9 protein-coding genes are annotated in these 4,104 nt (G+C 76.5%); all 9 read right to left on the minus strand.

Annotated features, from left to right (window positions below; all coding sequences use genetic code 11):
* Nucleotides 1-278, minus strand: a 278-nt coding sequence (locus tag I53_RS09220) for a DUF2163 domain-containing protein (RefSeq protein ID WP_043349526.1), incomplete at its 3' end; no start/stop codon positions are given.
* A gap of 14 nt (nt 279-292) precedes the next feature.
* Complete coding sequence (locus I53_RS09225) at nt 293-934, minus strand: DUF2460 domain-containing protein (protein ID WP_043349530.1); 642 nt, start codon at nt 932-934, stop codon at nt 293-295.
* Between the two features lie 43 nt (nt 935-977).
* On the minus strand, nt 978-1,550 hold the full coding sequence (locus I53_RS09230; RefSeq protein ID WP_043349533.1) for a phage tail tape measure protein: 573 nt from the start codon (nt 1,548-1,550) through the stop codon (nt 978-980).
* 9 nt (nt 1,551-1,559) lie between these two features.
* Nucleotides 1,560-1,763, minus strand: coding sequence for a phage tail assembly chaperone (locus I53_RS31120; protein WP_075382066.1), 204 nt, complete (start codon nt 1,761-1,763; stop codon nt 1,560-1,562).
* Nucleotides 1,764-1,777: 14 nt separating this feature from the next.
* On the minus strand, nt 1,778-2,110 hold the full coding sequence (locus tag I53_RS09235) for a gene transfer agent family protein (protein ID WP_043349536.1): 333 nt from the start codon (nt 2,108-2,110) through the stop codon (nt 1,778-1,780).
* Nucleotides 2,111-2,115: 5 nt separating this feature from the next.
* Nucleotides 2,116-2,526 carry a phage major tail protein, TP901-1 family gene (locus I53_RS09240; RefSeq protein ID WP_043349538.1) on the minus strand — a complete coding sequence of 137 codons (411 nt, stop codon included), beginning with the start codon at nt 2,524-2,526 and terminating at the stop codon, nt 2,116-2,118.
* A gap of 11 nt (nt 2,527-2,537) precedes the next feature.
* Nucleotides 2,538-2,966 (minus strand): DUF3168 domain-containing protein, encoded by a 429-nt coding sequence (locus I53_RS09245; protein ID WP_043349542.1) that lies wholly within the window; start codon nt 2,964-2,966, stop codon nt 2,538-2,540.
* On the minus strand, nt 2,963-3,316 hold the full coding sequence (locus I53_RS09250) for a head-tail adaptor protein (protein ID WP_043349544.1): 354 nt from the start codon (nt 3,314-3,316) through the stop codon (nt 2,963-2,965). Before I53_RS09250 ends, I53_RS09245 begins: the two co-directional genes overlap by 4 nt.
* A 34-nt stretch (nt 3,317-3,350) precedes the next feature.
* Nucleotides 3,351-3,914 (minus strand): phiE125 gp8 family protein, encoded by a 564-nt coding sequence (locus I53_RS09255; protein ID WP_043349547.1) that lies wholly within the window; start codon nt 3,912-3,914, stop codon nt 3,351-3,353.
* Nucleotides 3,915-4,104: the final 190 nt, after the last annotated feature.

The raw sequence follows: 4,104 nt of genomic DNA on the forward strand, positions 1-4,104 counted from the left end.
CGAAGAGGCCCCCCGCGGATGTCCGCCTCGGTGAGGCCGAGGCTGCTGAGCGCCCCGGCCACGTCGCCGCCCGAGACCGCGAAGCCGAGTTCGGCGCTGGCCTCGGCCGCCTCCAGCCCGGTGCGGGCGGCGTGGACGAGGCCCGCGACGGTCAGGTCGCGGTCGTGGTCGGTGAAGCCGAGGGCGAGCCCGTCGCGCCGCCGGAGGGACCAGCAGCGGCACAGAGTGGTCACGCCGCCCGCGAGATGGGCCGCGAAGGCCTCCGGGATGTCGCGCATGGCCTCACGCCTCCTCAGGGCACGATCTCGACGAGCGGCACCTTCGGGATCTCCCCGGCCGTGAAGGCGGCGAGGTCGATGGTCAGCGCGTCGGTGTCGAAGCGGACCGGAACGTCGAAGGCGAAGCCCGCCGTCACCGCGGCGCCCGGGGGCGGGACTTGGCCGGAGGCGAAGGTGACGAGACCGGTTGTCGGATCGCAGGCGAAGGCGCCGGGCTCGATCTCCCGGCCCGAGACCGCCACCCGGACGCTGCCCGACACCGGCTTGGCGATCCGGCGGCGATAGGGCGCAAGACCGGCGCCGTAGGTCTTCACCAGGGGGAAGGCGGTCGCGGTGCCGTCACCCGTGCCGAGAGGCTGGTCGAGGGGCCCGATCGGCCGGCCGGGCGGCCCGGAGCGGCCGTCGACCCGGTCGCGGAACCGGAAGCCGTAGAGCCGCCCGCGCCGCTCCTCGAAGAAGGCGAGCACCGCATGCAGCGCGTCGAGGCCGCGCATGCCGAACCCGGCATCGTAGCGGCGGCGGGAATCGGCCCAGCGGCCGTTCCGGTGCTCCCGGCCCGAGGCCAGGGTCACGATCTCGGTGAGCCGCTGCGGGCCGCCGCTCGCGCGCAGGGACACGTCGAGGGGGAACAACACCTCGTGGAAGTCGTCGGCCATGGCGAACTCGGCGGTTGGAGCGGGGCGTCGGCGGCGGGATCCCTCACGTCGCCCGCTGGCCGCGCGCCACCGCCCGGGCGAGGCTCGCGGTCACCTGGGCCTCGGAGCGGCGGAAGGCTCCCGGGTCGGGAGTCGCGATGTTGACGGTCACGGAAACCGGCCGGGCCTGAGCGCCACCCGCGGCGACGCCGAGCCGCCCGTCCGGACCGCGGCCCAGGGGCAGGATCGCCTCGGGGCCGGCCTCGCCCATGAGGCCGGCCCCCCCCGCCATGGGGAAGTAGGTCGGTGCGGCCACGACACCGCCGGCTGCGAAGGGCTGGACGCGGCCGCCCCGGAACACGCCGCCCCGGGCGAAGCCGGCCTCCGAGCCCGAGCCCAGCATCGCGCCGATGAGGCCCGTGACGCCCGATTGGATCGGCCCGGCCGCCGCCCGCGCCGCCACGCCGGCGAGGCGCGCCCCGATCGTGCCGAGCACCCCGTCGAGGCTGCGACCGGAGGCGGCCCCGCGGGTCAGGGCCGTGTCGAGGCTGCGGCCGAAAGTCTGCGCCAGGCGGTCGAGGGTCTCGAGCTGCCTGATCCGGTCGTCGGCCTGGGTGTCGGTCTCGCTCTCGGCCATCGGGGCGCCTCATGTCGGATCGGGATAGGCGGCGAGCAGCCGCGCGAAGGCGGCGCGGGTCAGCGGCTCCGGCCCGCCGCGCCGGCCGAGCGCGGCGGCGAATTCGCGCGGGGTCGCCGACCAGAAATCGCGGGGTCGCCAGCCCAGAGCGCCGAGGCCGAGGGCCAGGGCGTCGTCCCAGGGGAAGCGGCCCGGAGCCGGACGCGGCGGCAGATCCGCATCCGGCTCTAGGGAGGGTTTGCCGGGCCCGGCGCCTCCCCGAAGGCGGCCGCCAGGACGTCCCCCAGGGCGGCCGAGACGGCATCGAGCCCCCCCGCGAGGGGCAGCCGCGCCACCGCCGCGTCGTCGAGATCGTGGCCGCCGCCCCGCAGGGCGACGCCCAGAAGGGCGATCAGGTCGCGGGCCGAGACGCGGCCGCCCGCGAAGCGCGCGGCGAGGCCCGCAAGATCGCCGGCCTGGAGCGCGGTCTCCAGCTCGGCCAGCGCCCCGAGGGTGAGGCAGAGGGTGTAGCGCTGCCCGCCGAGGTTGAGCGGCACCTCGCCGCGGATCCGGTTGGCCATGGGATTCAGGCCGCCGCGAAGGCGAGTGCGCCGCCGGATTCGAGGCTCATGTCGAAGGTCACCTCGCCGGCATGGTCGCCCCGGTATTCGAGGCTCGCGATCTGGAACGGTCCCTCCAGGGTCCCGAAGGCCGGGATCACGATCTGGAACACCTCGACCGCGCCCTCGAAGAACAGCAGCCGCAGGCGCGCATCCGACGCCTGGTCGCGGAACACGCCGGAGCCGGCGATCGCGGCCCGGCGCACCCCGGCGCCGGCCAGCAATTCGCGCCAGCGCCCGGCGGAATCGGCGTTGGTGACGTCGACGGTCTCGGCGTTGAGGGTGATCTGGCGGCTGCGCAGGCCCGCCACCGCCGTGAAGCCGCCCGCGCCGTCGCCGGCCCGGATCAGCAGGTCCTTGCCCTTCTGCGCGCCCATCGGCCTTCTCCTCACAGGGTCTCGGTGACGGCCTCGACCGTCAGGCTCGCGCGGGCCTCGCCGGTCCGGGCGTCGCGGTGGGCGCGGACGGCCCGCACCCGCAGGGTGACGAGCCGGCAGCCCGCAAGGGGGAGGACGGGCGGCGTCGCGGCGTCCTGCAGCAGGGCCGCCATCCGCGCCGCGGCGTCGAGGGCGGTGCGCACCGAGCCGGCCTGAGCGATCACCACGATCGCGTGGCTGTGCCGGTGGCGCTCGGCGCCGTCGACGGAATCGTCCGTGATCTCGGCGTCGCCGAACAGAGCGTAGACCGGGAGCGTGCCCCGCGGCGGCTCGTCGTAGAGCCGGACCCGGCCGCCCAGCAGGGCGGCCAGGGCGGCATCGGCGGCGAAGCGGGCGATCAGGCCAGCGCGGAGCGCCAGGAGCGGGCCCGGATCGCTCACGACCGGCCCTCCCGGGGCAGTTCCTCGACGTGGCAGATCAGGTCGCGGCCCCGCGCATCCGGCTCGGTGACGGCGCGGATCGCGAAGCGGCGGGGGCCGGCGGCGAGCCGCATGGTCGGGTCGAGCTCGGCCCGGCTCCGCAGGGTGACGCGGTAGGCGGGCAGCGTGTCGGTGCGGCCGCCGGCCGGGCGATCGGCCATCCCCGCCGGGGCTAGGGCCCCCCACAGGACCGGGCCGGCCACGTAGCGGCGCAGCACGCCCCCGAAGCCGTCCGGCTCTTCCAGGGGCCGTTCGAGCACGAAGCGGCGGCGCCGCGCGCCGAGGGGCGGGTGTTGGGACGAGGACGCCATCGGGCAAACTCCGGGAGCGAGCGTCACAGCCGTGTCAGAGCCGCATCCGCCGGAACGGCGCGGCGAGTTCGGCCGCGTCGGTACGGGCGGCATCGGGCTCGTCGCCGCGATGCTCGTAGCGGGCGGCGGCGAGACGCAGGATCGCGAGGCGCAGAGGCTCGGGGAGCGGCGGCCCGTCGCCGCCGTATCCCGCCGCGACCTCGATCAGGATCGTGCGGCCGGCGGGATCCGGCACGGCGGGATCGATGCGCAGCGACGGCGCCTCGCCCGGATCGGGGCCGAAGCGCACGAGCCCCGCGGCGAGGTCGGAGACGTCCCCCGAAGCCTCCGCGAAGCCGGCGCGGAGGAGCGCGACCAGGGGGCTCAGGGGCAGCGGCACTTGCCCGTCCGGCGGCCATGCGGACAGGGCGATCCGGTAGCGGCCCGGGATCAGGATCCGGCGGGTCTCGATCTCCAGGCTCGCGCGCGCCGCACTGATCAGGGCCTGGAGCAGCCCGTCCTCGTCGGCGCCCGCATCGGACTCGAACCGCAGGTAGGCGCGCAGGTCGGGCACGCCCACCGGCTCGACGGCGGCGGCCTCGATGCGTAACGGGATCATCGCGCGTCTCTCTGCAGGTGGTCCGATGCCGATCTCGAAGCGCCGCCCGGTGCGCCACCCGGCGGGGGGGAGCCTTGCGGCGGCCTTCGCGGCGGCCCTGGCGCCGATCCTGGCGTTCGCCGCCCTCCCGGCGCAGGCGGTGGTCGGCGGCACCGAGGCCCCGGCCGGCGGGGCCGTGATGGTCCTGTCG

This window comes from Methylobacterium sp. B1 (assembly GCF_000333255.1).
GTDB classification, from domain to species: Bacteria; Pseudomonadota; Alphaproteobacteria; order Rhizobiales; family Beijerinckiaceae; genus Methylobacterium; species Methylobacterium fujisawaense.